Genomic DNA, 26,920 nt, shown 5'->3' with positions numbered 1-26,920 from the left:
GGGGTCAGTGGTTCAAATCCACTACCGCCCACCATCTTGTACAATAGGCAGAACCCTCTTATCCGTACTTATTTCCGCCGCCTGCACAAAATATTCCAGCTTAACTTCGTTATCTCTGATGCGTATTTTTTCACAAAACCCCTATAGACTGCACGTTCTGCCTTTTCAATATATAGTTAACCCACTGCAAAGCTTGTAAGAGCGGCTGTGCCGGGGTAACAACCGGATTAAGAGTCTGCTTCTGCCGGCCCTGCTTCAAATTGGCTGTTATATAGCGAAGCATAAAATCCGTTTGCTTCAAGCAGTGTTTCATGGCTGCCCTGTTCTACAATTGCACCGTCTTTCATTACCAGTATGATATCTGCATTATGGATTGTGGACAGGCGGTGGGCAATTATGAATGCGGTACGGCCTTTCATCAGATTTTCCATAGCCTGCTGTATCAGCATTTCGGTTCTGGTATCTACCGAGCTGGTAGCTTCGTCCAAAATTAAAATCTTGGGGTTGGCCAAAACGGCTCTGGCAATGGTCAGCAACTGTTTTTGACCTTGGGAAATATTGCTGGACTCCTCGTTCATTATCATTTCATACCCGCTAGGCAGGGTGTGTATGAAATGATCTACGTAGGCAGTTTTGGCTGCGGTATAAACCTCTTCGTCAGTTGCGTCCAGCTTGCCGAAGCGGATATTATCCATAATACTGCCATTAAAGAGCCAGGTATCTTGAAGTACCATGCCGAAAGCACTCCGGTATTCCTGTCTCTTTATATCCTGGATATTTACCCCATCTACCAGAATCGCCCCGCTGTTTACGTCGTAAAAGCGCATCAGCAGTTTGACCATGGTGGTTTTCCCCGCACCCGTAGGGCCTACAATGGCTACCCGCTGGCCGGGTTTTATATCCGCATTAAAATCTTTAATTATGGTTTTAGCCGGGCTGTAGCCAAAGGACACATCTTTAAAGCTGACAGCACCTGAAATATCCTTCAGGCTAACCGGGTTAGACGGTTCGGGTACTTCCTCGTCTTCTCCCAGAAATTCAAAAATACGCTCGGCTGCTGCCGCTGTAGACTGGAGTACATTTACAATATTGGCGGTTTGTGCCAGCGGCTGGGTAAATGACCTGACATACTGGACAAAGGCCAGTATGTCACCTACCTGAATAGTTTTTTGTATGGCCAAAAAGCCGCCCAGAATACATACAACCACATAACTCAGGTTGCCTATGAAGTTCATCATGGGCATCATAATGCTGGACAAAAACTGGGCTTTCCAGGATGCACTGTATAGCTCTTCATTCAGCCCTTTGAATTTGGCTATGGATTTTGCCTCACCGTTAAAGGCTTTCATGACATTGTGGGCGGAATACATTTCTTCCACATGGCCGTTTATATGACCCAGATAGTCCTGTTGTTTGCGGAAATATTTTTGGGACCGCCCGACAATCATTGAAATCAGGCCTATAGAGATGGGGACTATTATCAGCGAAGCCAGTGCCATAATCCAGTTTATAGTAAACATCATCACCAGCACGCCCAGTATGGTAACTATAGAGGTAACCATTTGTGACATGCTTTGGGTCAGGGTGTTGGATATCAAATCAACATCGTTGGTTACGTGGCTCAGCACTTCGCCGTAGGTCTTGTTGTCAAAGAATTTCATTGGCAGGCGGTTTATTTTTTCAGCTATCTGCTTGCGCAGGTCATAGGTAACCTTGATGGATACGCCGGTCATTATGTAGCCCATAATATAGCTGCATATGGCACTGATTACGTACAGCCCGACCAGAATCAGTACGATATTGCCGATATAGGTAAAATCAATGTCGGCACCGGCTGCATTAGTAACTTTACTGACCAAGCCTTCAAAAAGCTTGGTGGTTGCATTGCCTAACAGTTTCGGGCCGATAATGGTAAATACCGTACCAAAAATGGCTAATACCAGAGCAATAATAAGCGGAAAGCGGTATGGTGTCAGGTATTTCAAAAGGCTGGCCATGGTGTCCTTAAAATTTCTGGCCTTTTCACCTGATTGTGCCATTCGCATTCCGCCCATAGGTCCGCCGCCCATGTGCATGCCGCCGCCCATAGGTCTGCCGCCCATCGGCATTCGTAACTGAGGGGTATTTCTGTTCTGGCTCATGCTGATAACTCCTCCGTGGATAGCTGTGAGAGGGCCAATTCGCGGTATACCGTGCAGTTTTCCATCAATTCTTTGTGGGTGCCTTTTCCGGCAATCCGCCCGTTGTCCAGCACGATAATCTGCTCGGCATGCATAACGGTATTTATCCTTTGGGCTACAATCAAGACCGTAGCATTGTGAGTTTCTTTTTTAAGGGCTTTTCTCAGAGCTGCATCTGTCTTGAAATCAATGGCGGAAAAGCTGTCATCAAAGATATATACTTCAGGTTGTTTAGCTATGGCTCTGGCAATAGCCATTCTTTGTTTTTGACCGCCGGATATATTTGCCCCTCCCTGCGATATAGGTGTTTGGAGGCCGTTTTCGGCGATGTCAATATATTCTGTCAGCTGGGCTATCCGGGCGGCTTTCTTTAGCCAATCTTCATCCGCATTTTCATCTCCATACCCTATATTGCTCTCTATAGTGCCGGAGAATAAGCTGGCTTTTTGGGGGATGTATCCGATTTTATCCCGCAAGGCATACTGGGTGACACTGCGGATGTCCGTGTTATCTATCAAAATCTGGCCTTCGGTTATATCGTAAAAGCGGGGAATGAGATTAACCAGAGTTGATTTGCCGCTGCCTGTGCCGCCTACAATGGCGGTAGTTTGCCCGAGTTTGGTAGCAAAAGAAATATCCTTCAGGACATAATCATCTGCGCCGGGGTATTTGAAACCTACCTTTTGGAATTCCACTTTGCCTCTGGTGTCGGTATCAAAGCTTATGGGGTTTTCGGGGTCCTTGATGTCCGGTTCAGTTTCCAGTACCTCCGCAATGCGTTGGGCGGATACGGTAGCTCTGGGCATCATTACAAATACCATGGAGACCATAAGGAAGGCCATAATAATCTGCATGGAGTATTGCATAAATGCCATCATATTGCCTACCTGCATGGCACCTGCATCTATCTGATGTGCTCCCACCCAGATAATCAGCACCCCCACCCCGTTCATTATCAGCATCATGGCCGGCATCATAAATACCATTATCCGGTTGATAAACAGAGATGTTTTAGTAAGGTCTGCGTTGGCTTTTTCAAATTTCGTTTCTTCCAGTTGCTGCTTGTTAAATGCGCGCACAACCATCAGCCCGCTTAGCATCTCACGGGTAACCAGATTTAATTTATCAACAAACTTCTGGATTATTCTGAACTTGGGTATTGCTACTGCGAAAACCACGCTTATCATAGCCAGTATCGCCATTACGGCGGAGGCAATAATCCATGACATGGATACATCCTGCCCTAGGGCTTTGATTATGCCGCCTACACCCATAATAGGGGCGTAGAACACGATTCTGAGCAGCATGACCAGTATCATTTGTATCTGCTGGATATCATTGGTAGAGCGGGTTATAAGAGAGGCCGTAGAAAATTTATCAAATTCGCTGTTGGAATAACTTTCCACCTTGGTAAAAACCTTGCGGCGGGTGTCCCTGCCGAAGCCTGCGGCTACCCTTGCGGACAGAAATCCTACGGTAACCGAAAGGGTTACACTGACCAGCGTAAGCAGCAGCATCAGCCCGCCGATTCTGAACATATAGTTCATTTGCAGCCTGTTCAGGTCAATGCCGATAGTTTGATACTCTGTGGCCAGATAACTTACGGCGGATTGGGCAACCATACTTTCGGGTATAGCGGACAGATGGCTTTTGGCACTCTGGATAATGGCATCAAGCTGTTCTGCCGGTAAATTTGCCAGTACCTCAAATATATCTGCTCCGTCAGGCAATTCAAACTGGCCACCCAGAATATCAGCCGCCGTCCCGTTTTCAATATACGATACCATCAGTATCGGCAGAGGCATAACGGTGTTTAAGCGGTTCAGGGCATTTTCATCATCAGTATTCAGCTTATATATAGGTTCGTTTGCCAAACCGGGATAGGACTCCAGGTATTGGTTATATTCAGCGGCAGACAGCAAATTTTTATCCAGCAGTATGTAGTACCCGGTGACTGCTGCCTTGTCTTCACTGTCTACAAAAAGGAGTATGCGGGACATTTCGCTGGAACGTATGGCTGTAGGGGTGGCGTTTTCAATGCCCTGTTGCTGTACGCCTATGTTTATAATTTTTGACATAAGGTCCGGCAAGGACAAGTCACTCATGGCCTGACCCAGCAGCAGGATAAAAATAAATATGACAGACAGGGTAAACGGTTTGAGTGACTTAATTAATTTCCACAAGGGTATCTCCTTCTGATACAAAGGCAATATATCTGTTACTGGGCTAAAACATTTCTTCTTTGGTAATTATTTCGGGGTTGACCTTGGCCATTATTCTGGTGATTTCTTTAAGTTCATCAGTATTCAGGGCATCAAATTTTTTAGCTGCAGAGTTGAAAAGTACATTTTTGAACTGATGGATTTCATTTCTGGCAGACGGGGTCAGCTTTATCTTTATACTGCGTCTGTCAGCCGGGTCTGTTTCCCGTGTTATCAGTTTTTTGTCAACCAGGGTATTTATAAATTGGGTAATAGCACCGGGGGTTACTGAAGTCAGGCGGGCTAGCTCCTTGACGGATATTCCCGAATCACTGTACCTGCTTATTATCAAGACCAATCTGGCCTGGGGAGGGCTGAGGGAGGGCTTTATGACTGAAGCATCCCGCTGAACATTTTTCATTAAAGAAAACATACGGAGCAGCAGCCGCTGTAACAGCTCATACCTTGCAGTATCGGATTCTCCCGGAAACTGTTTTTCAGGCATCTCCCTTTAGAAACCCGCCCTTTATAGTTTAGTTACTATATAATTTAGTATCTAAACAGATATTTGTCAAGAGAATGTTTGGTTTGAGCAAAAAACCATTTGGTTTAAAGGCCGGTAGTGCTAATATTCTGGTATGGGTGATTTGACCGACCGGGTTGTTCTGCACGGAAAACCGCCGTACACTTTGATGTTTTTGCATGGCGGGCCGGGTGCAGGCGGGGAACTGGCTCACTTGGCAGAGGATATAAGCCCAATAAAGGGGGTTATTGAGCCGCGTCTTTACAGTCTCAGCATAAAGGAGCAGATAGATTATCTGCGGGACATTGCCCGTACGGGGCAACAAAAAGTAGTGCTGTTGGGTTATTCATGGGGGGCGTGGCTGGGCATTATGCTGGCAGCGGCCTGCCCGCAGTATATTTCAAAACTGATACTGGTATCTTGCCCGCCATTCTGTCAGGCAGAAGCAAATGGCATTGCTGATATCCGCCTGGGGCGGTTGAATACAGAACAGAAGAGTAGATTAACAGCTTTGAACCGTCTGCTGGCTGAAGCTGATAATACTGCTGTTGCTGATGGGGCTATGACCGAAATAGGGGAACTGTTTCTGCAGGCGGATACCTATTCTTCTCTGAATCTGCCTGATACAGCGGCAGAGTGCAGTTACCAAACATATAAATCTGTCTGGCAGGAGGCACTTGCTTTGCGGCAGGGAAATAAATTTGCAGGGTATCTGGCTTTGCTGAAATGTCCGGTGGTTGCTATCCACGGGGATTATGACTCTCACCCGGCAAAACCGGTCTTTGAATATTTAGGAGACAATCTGACCGGGTTTTCATCGGTTTTGCTCAGACGGTGCGGTCACTGCCCGTGGCATGAGCAGTATGCGCGGCAAGAATTTATGGCGGTACTCAAACAGGAAATCTGGTATTACTCACATACCGGAAATTGACGCCAGAGCGGCATCTTCGGTACTTTAAAAAACCCTGTAAAAACAGACAGAGCAACCAGGATAGTTATTCCAAGGCAGACGCGTTATGTGTCTAGATAAGCAGGTCTGTTGAAAGCCTGTGTTTATCGTGGGCGTTATTTCTGTGCAGCCGTTCAGGCTTCGCTGACTGGTTCAGGCAGAGTTTGGCTGGGCAGTTCCGGTGCTACTTTCTCGTCCGGGAAGGGTACTATGACCGGGATATTCATGTATTCCATGATATGGACATGAATACGGTAAACCGATTCAATATTTTCGGGTGTCATGGTCTCCAGCCCGCCGTAAGAGAATATGCGGGAGTTTTTCAGGAAGACAAAACGGTCACAGTAGCGGATAGCCAGATTAAGGTCATGCAGAATTATGGCAACACAGGTATTATGTTCTTTTGCAATGCTTTTTACTATCCGTAGTACTTCGTGCTGGTTACGCGGGTCAAGGTTGCTGGTAGGTTCGTCAAGCAGCAGCAGTTTCGGCTCTTGAGCCAGTGCCCTTGCCAGCATGACCTTCTGAGCCTCACCGCCCGAAAGGCTGGAGACATTACGCAGGGCAAAGTCTTCCAGTTTCATTTTCTGCATTATATCGTATACAATCCGCCGGTCTTCCAGAGATGCATCCCACTTGATGTAGGGTTTACGCCCCAGCAGAATAGTGTCAAATACGGTCATGTTTATAGCCCGGTTGTTCTGGGGCACATAAGCAATATTCTGGGCTATAGCGTTACTGCTCATATCAAAAATACTTTGACTGTTAACCATTACCACCCCCTTCTGGGCGGGGCAAATACGGTTTATACACTTTAGCAGAGTGCTTTTACCTGCCCCGTTGGTGCCCAGAATGGCAATACAGCGGTTATCCTGAATGTCAAAGCTGATATCCTCCAGCACGTTTTTGCCGGCCTTGTTATAGGCAAAGCTGACATCATTTATTTCAATCATTGCTCTTAAACCCCCTGAATAAAAGGAACAGAAATAGCGGAGCACCCAGGAATGAAGTGATGGCGCCTATCGGCAGTATAACGGGAGCAATAACCAGCCTGCCGAAAGTATCAGCCAGAACCAGCAGCAAAGCCCCGGCTGCTGCGGAGCAGGGTATAAGATAACGGTAATCGTTGCCCACAAAACGGCGCATAATATGGGGGGCAACCAGACCCACAAAGCTGATAATTCCTACAAAAGAGACCGCCACCGCTGCGGTCAGCGTGCAGATGCACATACTGATAAGCATAACTGCCCGGGTATTGACCCCCAGACTTTTGGCCGTGTCTGTTCCGCCTTCCATGGCATTATAGTTCCAGCGGTTAAGCAGGAAATAGGTTATGGAAGCTGCAAATACAATGGCAAGTATCAGAATCTCCGTCCAGCTGGCTGCCCCCATGTTGCCGAATGTCCAGAAAACCACCGAACTGATTTTGGTTTCGTCAGCAAAATACTGGAGGAGTGTTGTGCCGCCGGTAAACAGAGAGCTTAAGGCCACCCCGGCCAGAATAAGCCCGCCCGGCCCCAAATCTTTTTTAAGCTGGGACAAAAGTATGACCACAAAGGTAGATAAAGAACCGCAGATAAAGGCACACAGGGTTACAATATATGGGTTATTTATGGAAACCGCCGTAGCGGCGGAGTCTGAATTAACCACTCCGCCGCCAAAGACGATAATACCCACGGCTGCCCCGAAGGCTGCCCCATGGGAGACACCCAGTGTGGAGGCTGAGGCCAGGGGGTTGCGCAGGACGCATTGCATTACTGCCCCCGAAACTGCCAGAATTGCCCCCACCGCAATAGCGGCCACCACTCGCGGCAGCCTTATATTAAAGATAACCATCTGGGACAGGTCGGAGCCGTTCCCGAAAAGGGTTTTGACTACGTCCGGCAGGGTAATATGTAAAGACCCTGCCCCCACGGCGAAAAGGGCGGCCACCACTGTTGCCACTGCGGCAATCAGGAATACCAGCCTTTTCCGCCTCAGAAAGGCATTGTATAAATGAAATTGATTAGTCCGGTTTTCTTCCATCAATCCTAACCAAGGGTTACTTTGCCGTAACCAGCCCCGGCAGACTCTAAGATACTCAGGTAGTTGTCAATACCCAGGAAAAAGCTGAAAATTTCGTTAGCCTTCTGGTTGAAGTCTATGTCACTGAACTGCTCCGGATAGAGCAGGCTGGCCACATAATAGGCGTTTACAATGGGTATTTCAAGGTTGGAATAGTATGAAGTAGAGCTGGGATATTGATAAAGATTGCCGCTCTGCACTGCAGTCAGCTGGGCATATAAGCCCGGATTGTCATTGTAGTCAGCCCTGACCAGACCAACACCGCCGCTGTCCAGGAATATGTACTGGGGATTCCAGACAATAATCTGCTCTTTGTCAATTAGCAAAGCACCGGAAGTGTTGGATAGGCCTTCGGTAACGTCGTTAGCGGAAATAACCTCAAAAACTGCATATTTGGTATATACTCCGTCCAGACCGTGCATGCCCTTGAAGGTAGCTGCCGCTCCCAGAACCGAGGGTTTGCCCTGGTCCGGAATACCGGCAGTTCTGGTGGCCAAATCAGCCAGGCAGTCATTTATATAAGTAATAACGGCTTCAGCCCGGGCTCCCACGCCGCAGACATTTCCCAGCAGCCGGAGCGCATCTTTATAATCAGTCTCGAATAAAGTGCCCATAGGCACTGCCACTACCGGAATACCGGTTTTGGTCTGGATTTCATCAGCCAGTTCTTTGGTATAAGAACACAGGATTACGTCCGGGTCACAGCTGATAATTTCTTCCGGATAATAGTCGGTTGCTCCGGCGGCATCTGTACCCACCAGGGGTACATTAGCCCATACGTCTTTGTTGGCATAAGCGTAGGCGGTAACCGGGGTAACATTGCTTGCATCCATGCCGCCCAGTCCCACTACCTTGTCCGCCAGACCTAGATAACTAATCATCCGGGGGGTATTACCCAGCGGGACAATCTTCTCTACTACGGTGGGGATTTCAACCGTACGCCCCACACTGTCAGTAATAGTACGGGTTGAGGTGTTGTCTGAAGGGTCATCTGTTTGGCTATCTCCGCAGCCAGCCACTGTGCAGGCTACCAGCGAGAGTGCCAGTATAAATGGGATAACTTTTTTCATAACTGCACTTACCTTTCTTTGTGTTTTTCATTGCTGCTTATCTGCAGGGAGTAAGCAGGATTAACCGCTTAATATAGGCCTTGCTTACGTTACCAGCCCCGGTCATAGGTGGTAAAACAATCCAGACAGACTGTTTTACCGTTCTGAAAGCGCATTTTGTGTTCCGGTGCGCCCTCTCCGCAGACATCACATACCAGAGTCTGAAAGAGTCTGGCCCTTTCCGGCAGGTCTTTCTTGGGCTCTGAAAAGCTGAAGATTTCATCCAGCGGGGCACTTAGGAGGTGTGCTTGCCACTGGGGACGTTCCATTCCGTTATTCTTGCCCGGCTTGAGGCAGACCCTCAGTTTTTTGCCGTCTGTCCGGTTGTAAAAAGAGAACGCCTGCTTGCCGGTTCCCCGGTAAATAAGATTGCCCTTGCCCATAGTGCAGCTCAGCAGGGCTTGCACGGCATCCACCCCGCAGGCATCGTTTTCGGTGATGCATACAATCTGTTCATCTTCCGAAGTGCCAATGCCCAGCTTTTCAATAGCCGCTTCACACGCCCGGAAGCCTATAGCCAAGCCGGGGCATTCATGGCCGTGAAAGGCTACTGCCTTTTTCCAGAGTTTTTCGTCCATAGAGTTTTGTACCTCCTGTTAGTTTCGGCCTTAAGACCTTTAGATATTGATATTAATATCAAATGCAACTAGTTGCATGTACAATGGATTGCATTATACACCGCTTATTTACGGCTGTCAAAGGTCTGGGGATTAGAAAAACTGCTTGTAAATTTTGCCTATATATAAATAGGTATGCGTGGCGCCCGGTCTTTTACAGAGGGTATTTGATTTGAGGCGTGAGTACATCTGTATAAATAAGGTGCTGGTTCCTGGATAAATGCAGTTGATATGCAGTTATGGTGTTTTCAAAATAAGTGCCATTCCTAGTTTTAAAATTAGGAATGGCACTTTAGATTAGCCAGGTAGATTTGTTATCAGAATAATCTAAGATATTTCAGTTTACAATTTCAGATTGTTTTAGTTTTTTTATTGAGGCGCTTCATGGTGGCATCTAATATTTTGGTGAGTAGTTTTTCCAATTGCTCTCTTTCATCATCGGTGAGCACAGTTGTAGGTTTAATCAGACTTTCACGTATTTCCAGCATCTGGCGGCAAACACCATAACCTTTTTCTGTTAGAGATATAGTTATCATACTGTGGTTATCAGCATCTTTTTCTTTATAGATTAATCCGTTAGATTCCATTCTGTTGATAAGCCCCAGTATTGTGTGGGGTTCGCGCAGAAGACGATGGGTAATATCATTTATGGTTGCTTTGCCGTGGGTAGCTACCTGGTCAAAAACGCCTGCCTGCTCGGGAGAAATACCAATTTTGTAATATGCTCTTTCAAGTTCTTTATACATGGCCCTGCGGGTTCGCATTAGCAACAGGCCAGCTGCATCATTAGGATCCCATTTGTAAAATTCGCTGAATTCCATAATCCGTTTTGATACTCCTTTAATACCTTAAATAATATCAACTTGTAGGTGAATCGTCAAAAATTCAGCATAAAGTACTACGCCATTTGGACGATGTATTTACTAGCGCGATAATGTATCGTACATGATAAGTATCGTATACGATATAATTCGTATACGATATAACGATACCAAAGTATATTTACATATTCAGTACTAGAAGGAGGTGAGAATGGAACACTGACGCTCGGGAAAGACCGTGTGGCATTTGGGAAGACAAATTATTAACAAAAAGAGAGAGGAATCATGACAGAAGTAAATCGTAGAGATTTCCTCAAGGCCGCAGGTGTAGGTGCTGCTGGTCTAGGAGTAGCCGCCGCTGGCAGTTACTGGAATTCTTATCATGAGGGACAATCTGCATTCTCCATGCAGGGTCAGGAACACCGTCAAGGTCATGAATATTTTAATCGTGAACCATTCCGTGTTGACAAGGTTACCCCTTTCAGCTGGGAGGTTATCGGCCCTGATTTGCCTAATAACCATTCCGTAGGGGGCATACACCGCATAGATATGCGTTGGTATTATGGTGAACGGTTTAAGAGTGCCGGACATGCGGTATCTGGAAGTAGCCCGGCGCTGGGTTATGACCTGACCAAAGGTGACCTGGATGCTATGCCCAATACTTGGCCGTCCAATGGTCTGGCTGGTTTGTCCACTTTCTATCAGGAGTACTATGATCTGTATCCCATGATGGTGGATATAGACAAAGAGTACAAGTATGATTGGCTTCCCCAGCTTGTTGAACGTTTTCAAGCAAGTATAGAAAGCAGAGCCAATTTCAATGCCAACGAAGGCCTTATTGCCATGGCCAGATCTGAAGCTCAGAGAGCCGTTCCTGTCTCCAGTATCACGGCTCCGCCTGAAGAAAATGACTGGTCTGGTGTTTCAGCCAGACGGGCAGTATTTGATTCTCCGGAGCTTGCCAGCCAGCTTGTTAAGCGTATGGCAGCTGACCTGGGTGCAACTTTCGTAGGTGTTACCCCATTAAACAAGGGCTGGGTTGCCTATAGTCATGCACCTTTGGGTGGCTTGGGCGGCGGTACCGGGGGGCGTGGGTTTGGCATCAACACGCCTATCAAAATACCTGACTGGTGGGACAATGCCATCTTGGTAACCGGTACTATGAGCTGGGATGTAAACGCCGGTGACCCAAACTATGGTGACTCATGGACAGGTTACAACATTTCATCCCAGATAGCCCAGCAGATGGTCAAATTCCTTAAATATCTGGGTTATCCTGCCCGTTGGCATTCCCCGTTCGGCGGATATGACTTCCCTGTTCCTGGTATCGCTGCCGAATGTGGTATGGGTGAAATTGGGCGCACCTCTAACTGTCTTGCTCCTGACTTTGGCGGTAACGTAAGACCTGCCGTTATTACTACCAGTCTGCCTTTAGCCGCAGATAAACCGGTAGATTTTAACCTTGCAGAGTTCTGTAGCCGCTGTAAATTGTGCGCTCAGGTCTGTCCTACTCAGGCTATAAGCTATGATGACAAGCCCAAATTTGAGATCTACGGGCAGCGCCGTTTCAACACTAATCTTGCTAAATGCCGCGACGGTTGGAATCTGGGGGCCGGGCCTATGGGTTGCCGTGCCTGTATCTCAGTATGCCCGTGGACCAAAAAGAACACTTGGGTACATCGCTTCGTGCGTGAAGTTTTGTCTCATGATGCTACTGGTACATCCCAAAATATAGCTATCTGGGCAGAACGGACACTCTATCCCAAGCATTATCAGGAAGAACTTAATCCGCCTAACTATCAGGGTGTTTACGAACCTCCGAAGTGGATTCAAACTAATGAATATGTCAGCAGTTTTGTCAATACTCCAATGGGGGTGAAGTAATATGTGGATGATGCTCTTAAACGTACTGATGGGACTTGGTCTGGCAGCTGCGGCCTGGGCAGTATATTCCATGGCCAAAGGATACGGTAAAGCTGTTAAATGGTGGCACTGGATTATGCTGCTTTTGTCCGGTGTTTTATGGATTATCGGTTTTGCCTGGTTGGGTGCTCAGCTTGGCGAAGAATTGGGCAGTATGGTGTTCATTCAAGGTGCCCTTTTCGGTTGGGGTATTCTATTAATTGTAAGTATTGTTCTTGCTCTTGTTACTTTCCAGTTAATTAGACGCCAAGAAAAATAAATCAAGCTGTTGGGCGGTGCAGCTTATTACTGCACTGCCCAGCATAAGTGAGAGTAAAATGCCTTTATACGAATATAGATGCCAGTTTTGCCAGAGTTCATATGAGAAAATAGGTAAACCAGAAGATTGCCAGATTGACCGCTGTCCCGGCTGTGGTGGCAGGGCTCAGCGGGTAGTATCCGGTTTTTCATGGAAAAATCAGACATCAAATCTGGTTAAATTTCAGGATAGTTCTGACGAAAAAATGTATTATGCCGAGAAGCGCTTAAATGAAGACAAAAGCCTTGATCCCAATGCATGGCTATTAAAGGTAGCTCAAGATAGACTGGCAGAAAAAGCTGCGAAATCAGCACAAGCCTGAATATGTTACTTAATTTTTCAACAAACTGGTTTGGGAGAACGAAGTTAGCCCTGTTTACAGGGTGTCTATTGCTGATAATGGGGTGCTATGGCTGTGCTGAACCAGAGACAGAAAAAGTAATACCGGATGCTTGCCCTGATTTGGGTTTACTGGTAACACAGGCAGATGTTACCGATATGCTTGATCCGTACGGACGGCCGATTGATAGGGGCAATGTATTTTCGTCATCTGCAGAGTCGATATTTTTAGTTTTTTCGTTATCGGATGATATGTGTTGTAAGACCCTTAATGTGCGCTGGTTTCGGGATAGTGAAGCAGACCCTATACAGATAGAGGATAACTTGCATTCTCAATTTCCCATTAAGCTTATACTTTATGCGCCAGAGGAAGGATTTGTGCCAGGAGAATATCACGTAATTATCTATGTGGATTTATGGGAACGGTTAAATATGCCATTTGTAATAGGTGAATAAAAAACTGGATACATTAAACTGCAGAGAACTTAGGGTTGGTATTATTAACAAACGAATACAAATATTACCTGCGAATACGAATATTACCAGAAATGTCCTGGAAACGGGAAAGAAAGCCGGTGAAAATCCGGAGCAGTAGCGCCTACTGTGAGCGGGGAAAAGAGCAAGCCAGCAAAGCGCCCGGATTCAGGTACTGCCCTTCCGGTGACTACGGAAAGAGCAGGTGCGGAGTTAAAGATAATTAGCCCCCTCCTGTATTCCGGAGGGGGCATATTTTACGGGGAAAGGGAATAAGGCTGATATGGAGGGAACAAAGGTGATATCTGAACTGAAAACAGATACCTGTTATAAAGAACTGGGCAGTTTTCACGGGGTAAAAGCAGGCATTGTCTATCATAAGGCACTGGGTGCGTCCACCAATACTTTGGTAATAGAACTGCCGGAGGAAAGGAATATACTCTCCACCCGCACCGGGCTGGGTAAGGCCAGATATATCTTAAACACCCACATACCCCCTGAACTCTGGGATTTCATGCACGACAACTCATCAGACTGGCAGACAGCCTATTCGGTAGTGCTGGAAGAAGTCCTTGAGAGATACGGCACAGACCTGGATAAAGTCTCATTTTTATCTACTGGAGTAGACCAGGACAAAATAGCCTGGGCGGAAGAAAGTTATGAAGAATTTTGGGTACTTGCCTTTGCTACTGCCGGGGTCAAGACCAACGCCATGCGGATAGGCTGTGATGCCGCAAGCGGTATAGAGCGAAATGGCAAGTTTGAGAAGATAGGCACGATAAATATTATCCTGCTTACCGGCTCTACTCTGGAGACACCCACGCTTGCTTCGTCGTATATCACACTGACCGAGGCTAAGAATGTAGCTTTACAGGAACTGGATATACGGAGTGCGGTACACCCCGAATGGCAGGCAACCGGAACGGGAACAGACCAGATAATCAGCGTATCAGGCGGGGATGACAAGTATACTTATGTAGGCGGACATACCAAACTGGGGGAGATGATGGCCAAATCTGCAACTCAGGCGGTCAAACAGGCTGTCAGAAACTGCCGGGGGTATTAGACGTAAAACTGGGGAATATAAAGGGTTAAGACGCAAAGTCAGGTACTTGTATCCGGATTAAGCGCCTTAACCCCAGCTAATTCAGACTGTTAGCCGCTATTTTGGGTTCTTTTTAATTTAATTGCTTTTTCATGGCAGGCACTTACGCAAGTGCCGCAGCCTTCACAGCGTTCTGGGTGGACTAATCTGGCTTGTTTGCTACCATGAGCAGATACTTTGAGCCTGGCGAAAAATGGGAGCTGGCTTTTTTCTTCGGCGGATAATTTATATATTTCAAATACACCATTGGGGCAAGCCACGGTGCATTCTCCATCCCCTTCACATTTAGAAGTATTTATTACCGGAATAAAATCACCCGGGTTGTGTCTGGGAGCTGGCGTCTGATTGTTTGACTGCATTTTTTGCCTTTCTGAATTCAAATAGATTTATAGTGTTAACGGCTTTATTATCACTGCCCGCAGGCAAAATAATCCCATGGGTAAAGAAATATCTGACTGAAGGTCTTACTAATTTTCAAATCAACCGCTTATCCCCAAACCTCTAAGGTAAGTTTTCTTCGGTAGCCGGTGCGGGGTTTATTTTGCTGACCAGATTGACTAGTATTTTCATTTCTTCGGTATTCAGCGCCCCAAATTTTCGGGCGGCTGAATTGAAGAAATCTTTTTTCAGGTTTTGGATCTCCTTTTCGGCTGGCGGGGTTAGTTTTATCTTGATACTGCGCCTGTCCGCCGGGTCTGTTTCCCGGGTTATCAGGTTTTTATCAATCAACCCGTTTATAAACTGCGTGACAGCACCCGGGGTAATTGACATCAGACGGGCTAATTCCTTTACGGATATACCTGAATCACTGTGCTGGCTGATTATAAAAATCAACCGGGCTTGGGGCGGGCTGAGATGCGGGTGTGTGGCAGATACGTCCCGCTTAATATGATGTATCAGTACATGCATATGCTCGAGAATCTGCTGGGTGAGTTCATCCCTTTCGGTATCTGCTTTAATCCGGTTGTGCTGGTCTGTCATGTTCTTGTGCTGCCTGCCAAGTAGTAGTTTGACTGTTAAATAATTTAGTAGCTAAACAGATGTTTGTCAACCCCCCGAAAATCCTGGGTGGTTTGTTTTTAGTATATTTTACGTTTGCATAGTTATAAATATTACAGCCGTGTTACATTATTTTTTAAGATAAGATGTAATAAAACGGTAATATACCGGTAATAATTGACTGTTATCATAGATTTATGATGAACAGAAAGTTACCTGATAATACCCCGAAACTGGCGCTCATCGGCTGTTCCGATATTTTGCCTAACGGGCTTGAAAATGACCTGACTGAGGCCGGTTATTCCTGCCTGAGTTTTGATTTTTCGCTGGTTAAGCTGCTGGAAAACAGCACCGAACCGCTGGATGCGGTAATTATCTGCCTTATTGATTGGGATGACGACCGCCTTGAGGCCTGTGAGAAACTTTTGGGCGGAAAGGTTTTTACCCCTGATATACCCCTGGTGGCGGTGGTGAATGAAAAGACCATGCGCAAAATTCCCCGCCAGTTTGAGTTTGATGAAATTATTATCACGCCTTACAGCCGCCCGGAAATGGAATTCCGGCTGGGGCGGATTATTTACCAGTTCCGGCAGAAAGTCAGCCGGAATATTATAGAGATAGATGACATTTCAATAACTTTGGACAGTTATGAGGTCAGGGTCAAAGACCGTTTGCTTAGCCTGACGCTTAAAGAGTATGAGCTGCTGAAATACTTGGCTTCTAACCGGGGGCGGGTCTATACCCGCGAATCTCTGCTGGAGACTATCTGGGGGTTTGACTATTACGGCGGCACCCGCACCGTAGACGTGCATATCCGGCGTCTGCGTTCCAAAATAGGTGACTTTAACGAGAAATATATCAAGACGGTCAGAGGGGTGGGATACACCTTCCGCGCTGCCCGTCTGCCGGTTGCCTAGCCTGTTTACCTGCCGGAAACATTCAAGAAACAAACATTTTAACTGCCATTAATTAGCTGGCAACACTGCTTTTGTATAGTAAATATATTAAAAGCAGGGCTGGATTATTGGAAGCCACTAACTCTCAGGATATCTAAATCCCGGCCGGTTAGTTTTCTGAGGAAAGCTATTTCACATTCCTTGGCCCTGAAGAGGAGACAAATTTTATGAAGAGAATGGTTAACCGTATTTTACCCCGGTTTGTGGCTGTTTTTGCGGTAATGGGGGTGTTGGTTTTTTCCGGCTGTTCCCCGGCTGAGGAAAACCATGTAGCTGTTGAAATCAGTATTTCCGCCGCCGCCAGCATGACTGATGCCCTCCAGGAGATTAATGCCCTGTACATGCAGGAAAACAGCTGGGTTACTTTGAGTGTCAACTTTGCTTCTTCCGGTACTTTGCAGAAGCAGATTGAAAACGGGGCTCCGGTAGATGTGTTTATCTCGGCGGCACCCGCCCAGATGAATGCCCTGGAAGAAGGCGGTTTTCTGGTGGATTCCAGCCGCCGCAATCTTTTGAATAATAAGATTGTTCTGATTGTCCCGTCTGATAGTACCCTGGGGCTGGACAGTTTTATGGACCTTCTGGATTCAGGCGTGGTGCGCATCGCCCTGGGTGACCCGGAATTTGTACCGGCGGGAACTTACGGTAAAAAAGCTTTGGAGATACTGGGTATTTATGACCAGCTGCTGCCCAAGCTGATTTTAGGCAGTGATGTCCGCCAGGTTCTGGGCTATGTGGAAGGCGCTAATGTGGAAGCCGGTATTGTTTATTCCACTGATGCTGCCATTACAGATGGTGTAGTGATAGTAGCCGAAGCCCCGGCTGAGGTGAATACCCTGATTGTATACCCTGCCGCCATTATAAAGGGCTGCCAGGATATTGAAGCTGCCCAGGCATATATAGATTTTCTTTTCGGGCAGGAAGCGGCTGCTATCTTTGCCGAATACGGCTTTAGTTTAGCTGAGGGTTAAACCCTTAAATTAACTTATTGGAAGCGGATGTGGATTCATATCTTTTACCACTGTGGATATCATGCAAAACGGTTCTGGTTACTACCGCCATAACCTTTATTCTGGGTATTGCGGTAGCCCGCTGGATGGCCAGATACTCAGGCAAATACAAGGGCATGATAGACGGGATTTTTATCCTGCCGCTGGTGCTTCCGCCTACGGTGGTCGGTTTCGGCCTGCTGATGCTGTTTGGCAAAAACGGGCCGCTGGGAGAATTCCTATCGCTGTTTGATATGACGGTAGTATTCTCCTGGCCGGCCACCGTAATCGCCGCCGTTATCATGACCTTTCCCCTGATGTATATGTCCGCCAGAGCGGGTTTTGAGCAGGTGGACGTAAATATTGAAAATGCCGCCCGGACACTGGGGGCTAGCGAGTGGCGGGTTTTCTGGACTATTACCATGCCGGCTGCCCGTCCGGCTATTATGGCGGCTACTGTGCTGGCGTTTGCCCGGGCTCTGGGTGAATTCGGGGCTACCCTGATGCTGGCCGGAAATATACCCGGCAAGACCACCACTATTCCGGTGGCTATTTATTTCAATATTCAGGCCGGACATACGGATAAAGCTATGGTACTGGTCTTTATTGTACTGGCCATTTCTTTTGTATCACTGGCGGCTTTGACTTACTGGAAGCTGAAAATACCGGCCAAGCCCTAAAACGGCGGTAAGGCGGCTGAAATGGCTTTGAGGAGGGGGTAAATGCTTGAAGTTAACATAAAAAAGAAACTGCCCGGTTTTGATTTGGAGGTGGCTTTTTCGGCTGACAGCGGGATAATGGCTATGCTGGGGCCTTCCGGTTCCGGCAAAACCATGACCCTGCAGTGTGTTGCCGGGCTTACTCAGGTTGACGAAGGGTATATAAATCTGAACGGGGAAGTCCTGCTGGATACCTCCCGCAAGATTGATATCCGCCCTCAGGTACGCCGGGTGGGATTTGTTTTTCAAAACTATGCCCTTTTTCCCCACCTTACCGTCAGGGATAACATTGCTTATGGTATAAGGCATCTGGAAAAGGCCGAAAGTGACGGCATTATCACCCGTCTGATGGAAAATATGCATATAGCCTCTCTGGGGCATCGCTTTCCCAGCCAGCTGTCTGCCGGGCAGCAGCAGCGGGTAGCTTTGGCCAGAGCCATTGCCCCCGAACCCAGGGTACTCCTGCTGGATGAGCCTTTTTCGGCTTTGGACGCGGTGGTTAAGGAAAGTCTGGAAATAGAGCTGCTTAGCCTTCAGCAGTTTTACAAGGGCATTATTATTCTGGTTACCCATAATTTTGCCGAAGGCTACCGGATGTCATCCAAAATGGCCATATATGAATCCGGGCGGATAGCCCAGTGCGGGGACAAAGGCAAGATAGTGGGTTCTCCGGCTAATCTGACGGTAGCCGGGCTGATGGGCTTTAAAAACCTGCTGGTCGGGACAGTCAGCCAGATAATCGGACAGGATTTATATCTGGAAGTACCCGGCCTTAGCCTGTTCAAGATACGTCTGCCTGAACAGATGCAGCTGGCGGTAGGTATGCGTCTTACTTTGGGTATCCGCTCTGAATTTGTCCGGGTGTCTGCGGCCGCCGAAGAAAACAGCCTGCCGGGGGTGGTCAGCGGAGTGATAAATGAAGTCGCTTCAACCCGCTGTTTCTTTTCCGCCGGTGCAAATTTGCAGTATACCTTTGAAGCCTTTCTTCCCCCTCCGGCGGATGCTTCCCTTAAAGTGGGCAGCCGCCTCAATTTCTGTTTCCCCACGGAGCATCTGGTAGTAGTTGGACAGGCAGGGGAAACAGCCCAAACCGGCAGCCTGGCTGGTTGATTAGAATCTGGTTTTTCTCTCTGGTACTTTTCTGCTTGCGGCCAGTTTACCTTTTGGAAATCTGCGGGAAACAAATATTTTACCTGATAGAAACCGTGCGGCAATACAGAATTGGTAAAGTGAGAATGTCTTAAAAAATTCAGGCAAATAGTGCTTACAATCTCAAGGAGGTTTGAAATGAGGAAGGTGGCTATCTACGGCAAGGGAGGTATCGGCAAGTCAACGACCACCCAGAATACGGTGGCGGCTCTGGCCGAAATGGGACGCAAGGTACTGGTGGTGGGCTGTGACCCTAAGGCTGATTCTACCCGGTTGCTTTTGGGAGGACTGGCCCAGAAAACGGTGCTGGATACTCTGCGTGAGGAGGGTGAGGACGTAGAGCTGGACCTTGTCCGCAAGACCGGTTTCGGCAATACCCTGTGCGTGGAATCCGGCGGCCCGGAACCGGGCGTAGGCTGTGCCGGCCGGGGTATTATTACGGCGGTTAATCTGATGGAACAGCTGGGCGGGTATGAATCAGACTCTCCCCTGGACTATGTTTTCTATGATGTTCTGGGAGACGTGGTCTGCGGCGGCTTTGCCATGCCTATACGCGAAGGCAAGGCGGAAGAAGTTTATATAGTCTGCTCAGGCGAGATGATGGCCATGTATGCGGCTAACAATATCTGCAAGGGTATCCGCAAATTTGCCGATGCCGGCTCGGTTAAACTGGGCGGGCTTATCTGCAACAGCCGCATGGTGGACAATGAAAAGGAAATGATTGCCGAATTTGCCAAACGTCTTGGCACCCAGATGATTCATTTCGTCCCCCGGGACAATGATGTCCAGCGGGCTGAAATCAACAAGAAGACAGTTATCGAATGGAATCCGCAGGCCAAGCAGGCTGACGAATACCGGGCTTTGGCTAAGGCTATAGATAACAACCAAATGTTTGTAGTGCCTAAACCTATCAGCGTAGATGAACTGGAATCCCTGCTGGTGGAATTCGGGGTTATTTCCTAATAAATTTCAAAAGAGGAGACGACAATGATGATTATGGTGCGGGCCATTGTGCGCCCTGAAAAAGTGGACGATGTTATGGCGGAGCTTATGTATGCCGGCTTTCCGGCTGTTACCAAGATAGACGTTTTCGGGCGCGGCAAACAGCGGGGTATCCGGGCTGGCAGTGTTTCCTATGACGAATTGCCCAAAGTGCTGCTTTTGACAGTTATAGATGACAAGGACAAGGAATTTGTCATTGATACCATTATGAAAACTGCCCGGACTGGTGAAAAAGGCAACTTCGGTGACGGTAAGATTTTTATCTCACCGGTGGAAGAAGCCTATACCATCAGCACCGGCAGCGCTGTTTTGTAGGGGGTACATATGAAAGAGGTTATGGCTATTATCAGGTTTAACAAGATAAATATTACTAAGCGCGCCCTGGTGGATGCTGGCTTTGCTTCCATTACGATGCTGAAGACCATGGGCCGGGGTAAAGGTAATGTGGATTATCTGCTGCTGGCGGGAGCCGAAGGCGGCCATGAAGAAGCCATTTCCCAGCTTGGGCCGTCTCTCAAGCTGGTACCCAAGCGGCTGATTACCCTGGTGGTGCCGGATGATCAGGTGAAAACAGTGGTTAATACAGTTATAGAAGTAAACCGGACAGAAAATCACGGTGACGGCAAAATCTTTGTCATGCCGGTACTGGAAGCGGTACGGTTACGTACAGGTGAACGGGGCGAGGACGCCATAGACTCTGTGGTCAATGTCTTGTAAGGAGCAAAACCGTGGTAAAGGAATCAATATATAACCCGGAGGAAATCAAGGATAAGCTGGTTGCTGATTTTCCTTCAAAAATTGCCCGCAAAAGGGCTAAGGCTATTGTAGTTAATACCGGCACAGACGAAACACCCCAAATTGCGGCCAACGCCCGGACTGTTCCCGGCCTGATTACCATGCGGGGCTGTGCTTATGCAGGGTGCAAAGGCGTTATTTTGGGGCCCACCAGAGATGTTTTAAGCATTACTCACGGCCCTATCGGGTGCGGTTTTTATTCATGGCTGACCCGGCGTAACCAGACCCGCCCGCCCAAGCCGGAAGACGAAAATTTTATGACTTACTGTTTATCTACTGATATGCAGGAGTCAGAAATAGTCTTCGGGGGTGAGAAAAAACTGGCCCAGGCTATAGAAGAGGCATACCAGCTTTTCAAGCCCAAGACCATAGTTGTTCATGCTACCTGTCCGGTGGGTCTGATTGGAGACGATATCCATCAGGTTACCCGGGCGGCGCAGGAAAAACTGGGCATCAAGGTTTTCGGTTTCAGCTGTGAAGGCTACAAGGGGGTCTCACAGTCTGCCGGACACCATATAGCCAACAACCAGATATTCAAGCATATGGTGGGTACGGATAACACCGCTTCGCCCTCACCCTACCGGGTAAATCTGCTGGGTGAATATAACATCGGCGGGGACGCTTTTGTAATTGAAGACCTGTTTGCCCGCTGCGGGTTTGAGCTGGTTTCAACCTTCTGCGGCAACTCAGACCATGACAGCATGTGCCGTTCCCATACTGCCGAACTTAATCTGGTCATGTGCCACCGTTCTATCAACTATATGGCTGATATGATGGAAACCAAATACGGCATTCCCTGGATTAAGGTTAATTTTATCGGGGCGGAAGCAACTGCCAAGTCCCTGCGCAAGATTGCCCGTTATTTCGGGGATGAAAAGCTGATTGAACAGACCGAACGGGTTATTGAAGAAGAAATGCCGGCGGTTTCGGAAGCCCGCCAGCTGTACCAGGAACGCTGCCGCGGCAAGAAGGTGATGCTTTTTGTAGGCGGTTCACGCGCCCACCACTATCAGGAGCTTTTTAAAGAGCTGGGTATGGAAGTGGTGGCGGCCGGTTATGAATTTGCCCACCGGGATGATTATGAAGGACGCAGGGTACTGCCCAGCATTACGGTGGATGCTGATTCACGCAATATTGAGGAGCTGACCGTAGAAAAAGACCCCGAAAGGTATAAGGAAAGAGTAAGCCCTGAGAAATGCGCTGAGCTGGCTGCAAATGGGGTGGAATTTAAGGACTATGCCGGTATGATGCCGGAGATGGAAGCCGGGTCACTTACCATAGACGAGCCCAGCCACCACGAAACATTCCGCCTGCTGGAACTCTATAAGCCGGATTTATATTGTGCCGGTGTTAAGGAAAAATACGCAGTTCAGAAAACCGGTATACCCTGCCTGCAGCTTCATAGCTACGATTACGGCGGCCCGTTTGCCGGGTTTGAAGGGGCAATTAACTTTTACAAAGATGTTGACCGGCTGGTAAGCAGCCGTATCTGGTCTTACCTTGAAGCACCCTGGCAGCGCCAGACTCAGGTTAAAGCTACCTATGGAATCTGATTGGGGGAACGGAGGGATAAACTAGTCTATGTTACTCAGACATACCGCACCCGGGGATTCGCCCCGTGAAGCACTGACAATTAACCCGGCTAAAACATGCCAGCCCATAGGGGCCATGTATGCCGCGCTGGGTATTCATAACTGCCTGCCGCACAGCCACGGCTCACAGGGGTGCTGTGCGTATCACCGCAGCACCCTGACCCGCCACTATAAGGAGCAGGTGCTTAGCGGTACCAGCTCCTTTACCGAAGGGGCCAGCGTCTTCGGCGGGCAGGCCAATCTGCTCCAGGCTATTGACAATATATTCAGCGTTTATAATCCGGATATTATTGCCGTTCATACTACCTGTTTGTCTGAAACTATCGGTGATGATATTACCCAGATTATCAGCAAGGCCAAAATAGAAAATCATATCCCGCAGGGAAAACTGGTTATCCATACCAATACCCCCAGCTATGCCGGCTCACATGTGACCGGTTTCGCCAACATGGTGAAATCCATGGTGCAGTATTTGTCTGAACCGGCTGAAGGCATGCCGGAGCGGCGCGCCAATATTATCCCGGGTTGGGTAGAACCGGCGGATATGCGGGAAATTAAACGCCTGGTAGAGGCAATGGGCATAAATTACATTATGTTCCCGGATACCTCCGGGGTGCTGGATACTCCCCTTACCGGTCATTCCGAGCTTTTTCCGGCCGGGGGAACTACTATTAAGCAGCTCCGTGATACCGGCCGCAGCAAAATCACCTTTGCTTTGGGTGAAGCGGCCTCCGGCCCGGCAGCACTCCAGCTGGATTCAAAATGCAAAGTGCCCTATGACCTGCTGGATTTGCCCATCGGCCTGCAGGCAACTGACCGCTTTATAAATGCCCTTTGCAAGCGCTTTCATGTTGACGTGCCTGAGAGCATTACCGAAGAACGCGGCCGCCTGCTAAATCTGATATCCAACCTGCATCAGTACACTTACGGCAAGCGGGTGGCTTTGTGGGGAGACCCTGACCAGCTGGTAGCCCTAAGCGAGTTTCTGGTGCTGCTTAATATGAAGCCGGTATATGTTCTGACCGGTACGCCGGGTAAAAGGTTTGAAGAAAGAATGGCCGCAGTGCTGGGGGATTCAGTCCCCGAAGCCAAAATAGCCCAGGGGCCGGGGGCGGATATGTACCGCCTTCATCAGTGGATAAAGCAGGAGGGGGTAGACCTGCTGATAGGCAATACCTACGGCAAGTATATTGCCCGGGATGAAAATACCCCGCTGGTACGGCTGGGCTTCCCCATTCTTGACCGGGTTGGCCACCAGTATTTCCCGGTTGTGGGCTATCGGGGGGCAATGCGTTTGCTGGAAATGATTTTAAATGCCTTTTTGGATAAGAAAGACCGCGAATGCAAAGAAGAATCTTTTGAGCTGGTCATGTAGGTAAACAAAAGTGATTGAAATTCTGAAAGACCGTAAACAACAGGTACGCGAAGGCGGCAAGGCCGCCGGCTTTGATATGGTCTGCGATACGGCCAGTCTGGCCGGTTCGGTAAGCCAGCGCGCCTGTGTGTTTTGCGGTTCACGGGTGGTTCTTTACCCCATTGCTGACGCACTGCATCTGGTGCACGGGCCGGTAGGTTGTGCCGCCTATACCTGGGATATACGGGGGGCGCTTTCCTCCGGGCCGCAGCTGCACCGGATGAGTTTTTCAACTGACCTTAGGGAAAAGGACGTTATATTCGGAGGGGAAAAGAAACTCTACCGGGTTCTGACAGAGCTTATTGATACTTATCATCCCAAAGCCGCCTTTGTATACAGCACCTGTATTGTGGGGGTTATCGGGGATGATGTGGAGGCGGTTTGCCGGACTGTTAGCCGGGAAAAAGGGATTGATGTTATCCCGGTTCATTCCGAAGGGTTCAGGGGTACCAAGAAAAACGGCTATCAGGCTGCCTGCCAGGCCCTGAGCCGTCTGGTAGGTACGGCTGATACCGCCGGAATCAGCAAGCTGAGCCTGAATATTCTGGGAGACTTTAATATAGCCGGTGAAATCTGGCAGATAAAGGAATACTATCGGCGGATGGGTATACAGGTAGTTTCAACTATAACCGGAGATGGCCGGGTAGATGAAATCCGCCGTGCCCACGGGGCTAGTCTGAACGTAGTCCAGTGTTCCGGCTCTATGATGGCATTAGCCAGAATGATGCAGGAAAAGTATGGTATTCCTTACCTCAGGGTTTCCTATTTCGGTATTGAAGATATGTCTAAAGCCCTGTACGAGGTGGCGGAAAAGCTGGGAGATGAGGCCATGCTTAGCCGTACCCGGGAGCTGGTTTCGCAGGAAGTAGCCTCTATAATGCCCGAACTGCGGGAATACCGGCGGAAGCTGGAGGGGGCCAGAGCGCTGGTCTACACCGGAGGGGCTTTCAAGGTGTTTTCCATGGTACGCTCCCTGCGGACGCTGGGGATTAAAACAGTGGTAGCCGGTTCCCAAACAGGAGATAAAGATGACTACCGCCAGCTGGCGGATTTGTGTGACGAAGACACCGTGCTGCTGGACGATACCAACCCGCTGGAGCTGGCTAAATATGTGCAGGAAAAAGGGGTTGATTTGATTATCGGCGGGGTCAAGGAAAGACCCATTGCCTATAAGCTGGGGGTGGGCTTTTGTGACCATAACCATGAACGCAAAATTTGTCTGGCCGGATACAGCGGCATGCTTAATTTTGCGCGCGAAGTGTATACCTCAGTTTGCAGCCCGGTCTGGTCTCTAATGCCCAGACGCCGCCTGCATACCGGGGGTGAACAGACATGACTGTTTCTGATTATCAAACTGCCCCTCACGAGGCTACCCGTAACGCCTGTTATTTATGCGCACCTCTTGGGGCAAGCATTGCCTTTTCGGGGATAGCCCGCTGTCTGCCTTATCTTCACGGCGGGCAGGGCTGTGCAACCTATATCCGCCGTTATACTATCAGCCATTTCCGCGAGCCTATGGATATTGCTTCCTCTTCCTTTGGAGAAGAGGCCACTGTCTTCGGGGGCAAGGATAACCTTTTTTGCGGCTTGAAAAATGTTATTTCTCAATATCAGCCTGACCTTATAGGTATTGCCAGCACCTGCCTTTCAGAAACCATTGGTGAAAATGTGCCGGCCTTAATAGAAGAATTCCGCCAAAGCGTTGATTTGGGTGAGACCCAGCTGGTTTTCGCTTCTACCCCCAGTTATGCCGGTTCACACCTGACCGGTTTTCACAAGGCTGTTCTGGCAACCGCTAAGGCTCTGGCTGTGAAAAAAGAAGAACATGGCGGCATAAACATAATGCCCGGAATGATATCTCCGGCAGATATCCGCTATATAAAGCGCATCTGTCAGGATTTGGGTATATCTGCCGCTCTTTTGCCTGACTATTCGGATACGCTTGACGGGGTAAGCTGGCCTGAATACCACTGCTTCCCTGAGGGCGGTACCCCGGTCTCTGTGCTGAAAGGTATGGGCGGGGCAAAGGCCAGTATAGAGCTCTGCCGCTTTTCAGACCCCCAGCTGTCAGCCGCCTCTTTTCTGGAAAAGTGCCACGGCCTTCCGGCTTACCGTATCGGGTTGCCGGTGGGTGTGCGGGCGGCAGATGAATTTATGGATTTGCTTTCCGGCTATGCCGGGCGGCCGCTGCCGGAAGGCTATACCCGTGAGCGGGGGCGGCTGCTGGATGCCTATGTGGATGCCCATAAATATGTGTTTGGCCGTAAAGCCCTGGTCTACGGGGATGCCGACTTTGTTATGGGTATCGGGCGTTTTCTGGCTGAAATAGGCATGGTGCCGGTGCTGTGTACTGCTGACAAAGGGGGCAATCTGGCCGGGCAAGCGGAGGATTTGCTGGCCGGGGTTGAAAAGGCGGTGGTGCTGGAAGGGGCAGATTTTGCGGATATTGAAACCCTGGCAACTGAACTTAAGCCGGATATCTTTATCGGCAGCAGCAAGGGCTATAAGCTGGCCCGCTTACTGGGTGTGCCCTTGGTGAGGCTGGGTTTTCCGGTGCATGACCGGCTGGGGGGAGCGCGCCTTAGGTGTGTCGGTTATGCCGGCACTCAGGAGCTGTTTGACCGTATTGTCAATGCCCTGCTGGAACACCGCCAGGATGAGTCGGACATTGGCTACAGCTATATGTAAGCAGGAGGGAACGC

Annotated in this window: 27 protein-coding genes and 1 pseudogene; 18 read left to right on the top strand and 10 right to left on the bottom strand. The window is 48.6% G+C overall.

Annotated features, from left to right (window positions below):
• Positions 1–227: 227 nt before the first annotated feature.
• From DET_RS06095 to DET_RS06085, 3 genes are read right to left on the bottom strand one after another with little or no spacing between them, the layout of a single operon-like run.
• Positions 228–2,141, bottom strand: a complete 1,914-nt coding sequence (locus tag DET_RS06095; RefSeq protein WP_010936871.1) for an ABC transporter ATP-binding protein — start codon at positions 2,139–2,141, stop codon at positions 228–230.
• Positions 2,138–4,363 carry an ABC transporter ATP-binding protein gene (locus tag DET_RS06090; protein WP_010936870.1) on the bottom strand — a complete coding sequence of 742 codons (2,226 nt, stop codon included), beginning with the start codon at positions 4,361–4,363 and terminating at the stop codon, positions 2,138–2,140. Before DET_RS06090 ends, DET_RS06095 begins: the two co-directional genes overlap by 4 nt.
• A 43-nt stretch (positions 4,364–4,406) precedes the next feature.
• Positions 4,407–4,886 (bottom strand): MarR family winged helix-turn-helix transcriptional regulator, encoded by a 480-nt coding sequence (locus tag DET_RS06085; protein ID WP_010936869.1) that lies wholly within the window; start codon positions 4,884–4,886, stop codon positions 4,407–4,409.
• A gap of 133 nt (positions 4,887–5,019) precedes the next feature.
• Between DET_RS06085 and DET_RS06080 the strand changes: the two genes are divergently transcribed.
• The gene (locus tag DET_RS06080; RefSeq protein ID WP_234943801.1) at positions 5,020–5,835 is read left to right on the top strand and encodes an alpha/beta fold hydrolase; all 816 of its coding nucleotides are present in this window, start codon (positions 5,020–5,022) and stop codon (positions 5,833–5,835) included.
• Between the two features lie 152 nt (positions 5,836–5,987).
• Here the strand turns inward: DET_RS06080 and DET_RS06075 are convergent, their stop codons facing one another.
• From DET_RS06075 to DET_RS06055, 5 genes are all read right to left on the bottom strand, one after another.
• Positions 5,988–6,806 (bottom strand): ABC transporter ATP-binding protein, encoded by an 819-nt coding sequence (locus DET_RS06075; RefSeq protein ID WP_010936867.1) that lies wholly within the window; start codon positions 6,804–6,806, stop codon positions 5,988–5,990.
• Positions 6,799–7,878 (bottom strand): FecCD family ABC transporter permease, encoded by a 1,080-nt coding sequence (locus DET_RS06070; protein WP_010936866.1) that lies wholly within the window; start codon positions 7,876–7,878, stop codon positions 6,799–6,801. The genes DET_RS06075 and DET_RS06070 overlap by 8 nt, the downstream gene beginning before the upstream one ends.
• Before the next feature lie 5 nt (positions 7,879–7,883).
• Entirely contained in the window at positions 7,884–8,987 is a 1,104-nt protein-coding gene (locus DET_RS06065; RefSeq protein WP_010936865.1) for an ABC transporter substrate-binding protein, read from the bottom strand.
• Positions 8,988–9,076: 89 nt separating this feature from the next.
• The gene (locus DET_RS06060; RefSeq protein WP_010936864.1) at positions 9,077–9,604 is read right to left on the bottom strand and encodes an FmdE family protein; all 528 of its coding nucleotides are present in this window, start codon (positions 9,602–9,604) and stop codon (positions 9,077–9,079) included.
• A gap of 389 nt (positions 9,605–9,993) precedes the next feature.
• Positions 9,994–10,464 (bottom strand): MarR family winged helix-turn-helix transcriptional regulator, encoded by a 471-nt coding sequence (locus DET_RS06055; RefSeq protein WP_010936863.1) that lies wholly within the window; start codon positions 10,462–10,464, stop codon positions 9,994–9,996.
• 285 nt (positions 10,465–10,749) lie between these two features.
• Here DET_RS06055 and DET_RS08935 point away from each other — a divergent pair.
• The 6 genes and pseudogenes from DET_RS08935 to DET_RS06030 form a co-directional block, all read left to right on the top strand.
• Positions 10,750–10,818: pseudogene (locus tag DET_RS08935) on the top strand (twin-arginine translocation signal domain-containing protein); the annotation flags it as partial.
• 990 nt (positions 10,819–11,808) lie between these two features.
• Complete coding sequence (locus tag DET_RS08930; protein ID WP_407636479.1) at positions 11,809–12,348, top strand: 4Fe-4S double cluster binding domain-containing protein; 540 nt, start codon at positions 11,809–11,811, stop codon at positions 12,346–12,348.
• Between the two features lies 1 nt (position 12,349).
• Positions 12,350–12,646, top strand: a complete 297-nt coding sequence (locus DET_RS06045) for a hypothetical protein (protein WP_010936861.1) — start codon at positions 12,350–12,352, stop codon at positions 12,644–12,646.
• A 58-nt stretch (positions 12,647–12,704) separates the two neighbouring features.
• The gene (locus DET_RS06040) at positions 12,705–13,007 is read left to right on the top strand and encodes a zinc ribbon domain-containing protein (RefSeq protein WP_041223468.1); all 303 of its coding nucleotides are present in this window, start codon (positions 12,705–12,707) and stop codon (positions 13,005–13,007) included.
• Positions 13,008–13,084: 77 nt separating this feature from the next.
• On the top strand, positions 13,085–13,480 hold the full coding sequence (locus DET_RS06035; RefSeq protein WP_234943850.1) for a hypothetical protein: 396 nt from the start codon (positions 13,085–13,087) through the stop codon (positions 13,478–13,480).
• Positions 13,481–13,796: 316 nt separating this feature from the next.
• Complete coding sequence (locus DET_RS06030; protein WP_041223388.1) at positions 13,797–14,564, top strand: adenosylcobinamide amidohydrolase; 768 nt, start codon at positions 13,797–13,799, stop codon at positions 14,562–14,564.
• A gap of 89 nt (positions 14,565–14,653) precedes the next feature.
• Here DET_RS06030 and DET_RS06025 read toward each other — a convergent pair whose 3' ends face one another.
• Together DET_RS06025 and DET_RS06020 are read right to left on the bottom strand one after the other, a co-directional pair.
• Positions 14,654–14,962: a 4Fe-4S dicluster domain-containing protein gene (locus DET_RS06025; protein WP_010936856.1), complete on the bottom strand. Its 309-nt coding sequence runs from the start codon at positions 14,960–14,962 to the stop codon at positions 14,654–14,656.
• A 142-nt stretch (positions 14,963–15,104) separates the two neighbouring features.
• The gene (locus DET_RS06020; RefSeq protein WP_010936855.1) at positions 15,105–15,584 is read right to left on the bottom strand and encodes a MarR family winged helix-turn-helix transcriptional regulator; all 480 of its coding nucleotides are present in this window, start codon (positions 15,582–15,584) and stop codon (positions 15,105–15,107) included.
• A 215-nt stretch (positions 15,585–15,799) separates the two neighbouring features.
• Between DET_RS06020 and DET_RS08800 the strand changes: the two genes are divergently transcribed.
• From DET_RS08800 to DET_RS05955, 11 genes are all read left to right on the top strand, one after another.
• The gene (locus DET_RS08800; RefSeq protein ID WP_231935525.1) at positions 15,800–16,519 is read left to right on the top strand and encodes a winged helix-turn-helix transcriptional regulator; all 720 of its coding nucleotides are present in this window, start codon (positions 15,800–15,802) and stop codon (positions 16,517–16,519) included.
• Positions 16,520–16,725: 206 nt separating this feature from the next.
• On the top strand, positions 16,726–17,529 hold the full coding sequence (modA, locus tag DET_RS06010; protein ID WP_010936853.1) for a molybdate ABC transporter substrate-binding protein: 804 nt from the start codon (positions 16,726–16,728) through the stop codon (positions 17,527–17,529).
• Positions 17,530–17,558: 29 nt separating this feature from the next.
• Complete coding sequence (modB, locus tag DET_RS06000) at positions 17,559–18,227, top strand: molybdate ABC transporter permease subunit (protein WP_010936852.1); 669 nt, start codon at positions 17,559–17,561, stop codon at positions 18,225–18,227.
• Between the two features lie 42 nt (positions 18,228–18,269).
• Positions 18,270–19,376, top strand: coding sequence for an ABC transporter ATP-binding protein (locus DET_RS08420; protein ID WP_010936851.1), 1,107 nt, complete (start codon positions 18,270–18,272; stop codon positions 19,374–19,376).
• Positions 19,377–19,553: 177 nt separating this feature from the next.
• Positions 19,554–20,378: a nitrogenase iron protein gene (gene nifH / locus DET_RS05990; protein ID WP_010936850.1), complete on the top strand. Its 825-nt coding sequence runs from the start codon at positions 19,554–19,556 to the stop codon at positions 20,376–20,378.
• A 24-nt stretch (positions 20,379–20,402) separates the two neighbouring features.
• A complete protein-coding gene (locus DET_RS05985) occupies positions 20,403–20,732 on the top strand; it encodes a P-II family nitrogen regulator (RefSeq protein WP_041223387.1) in 330 nt (109 codons plus the stop codon).
• A gap of 9 nt (positions 20,733–20,741) precedes the next feature.
• Entirely contained in the window at positions 20,742–21,134 is a 393-nt protein-coding gene (locus DET_RS05975) for a P-II family nitrogen regulator (RefSeq protein WP_010936848.1), read from the top strand.
• An 11-nt stretch (positions 21,135–21,145) separates the two neighbouring features.
• On the top strand, positions 21,146–22,765 hold the full coding sequence (locus DET_RS05970; protein ID WP_010936847.1) for a nitrogenase component I subunit alpha: 1,620 nt from the start codon (positions 21,146–21,148) through the stop codon (positions 22,763–22,765).
• A 28-nt stretch (positions 22,766–22,793) separates the two neighbouring features.
• A complete protein-coding gene (gene nifK, locus DET_RS05965; RefSeq protein WP_010936846.1) occupies positions 22,794–24,179 on the top strand; it encodes a nitrogenase molybdenum-iron protein subunit beta in 1,386 nt (461 codons plus the stop codon).
• 10 nt (positions 24,180–24,189) lie between these two features.
• Complete coding sequence (nifE, locus tag DET_RS05960) at positions 24,190–25,554, top strand: nitrogenase iron-molybdenum cofactor biosynthesis protein NifE (protein ID WP_010936845.1); 1,365 nt, start codon at positions 24,190–24,192, stop codon at positions 25,552–25,554.
• The gene (locus DET_RS05955; protein ID WP_010936844.1) at positions 25,551–26,906 is read left to right on the top strand and encodes a nitrogenase component 1; all 1,356 of its coding nucleotides are present in this window, start codon (positions 25,551–25,553) and stop codon (positions 26,904–26,906) included. Before nifE ends, DET_RS05955 begins: the two co-directional genes overlap by 4 nt.
• Positions 26,907–26,920 lie beyond the last annotated feature (14 nt).

The organism is Dehalococcoides mccartyi 195 (assembly GCF_000011905.1).
GTDB classification, from domain to species: domain Bacteria; phylum Chloroflexota; class Dehalococcoidia; order Dehalococcoidales; family Dehalococcoidaceae; genus Dehalococcoides; species Dehalococcoides mccartyi.
The sequence above is the reverse complement of the archived record's forward strand: the minus strand, read 5'-3'. Positions and strand labels throughout refer to the sequence as shown.